Genomic DNA, 237 nt, shown 5'->3' on the forward strand with positions numbered 1-237 from the left:
ATTTCACGATTACACAGAATATCGGGATTCGGCGTGCGGCCCGCTTTGTATTCATCCAAGAAATGTTTGAATACATAATCCCAGTATTCCATAGCGAAATTGGCTTCATGAAAAACGATGCCCACTTTATCAGCAACTGATTGGGCGTCTTTGCGATCATCCTCAACAGTACATTCGCTTTCATCCGCATAGTCGACCCAGTTTTTCATGAACAGACCTTCAACATCAAAGCCTTGT

Annotated in this window: 1 pseudogene; it reads right to left on the minus strand. The window is 43.0% G+C overall.

The window, feature by feature from the left end:
* A pseudogene (locus B3182_RS13680) lies at positions 1-237 on the minus strand (tRNA 2-thiouridine(34) synthase MnmA); the annotation flags it as partial.

Origin of the sequence: Methylophaga sp. UBA4204 (assembly GCF_002379485.1) — a bacterium.
In the GTDB taxonomy this organism is placed as follows: Bacteria; Pseudomonadota; Gammaproteobacteria; order Nitrosococcales; family Methylophagaceae; genus Methylophaga.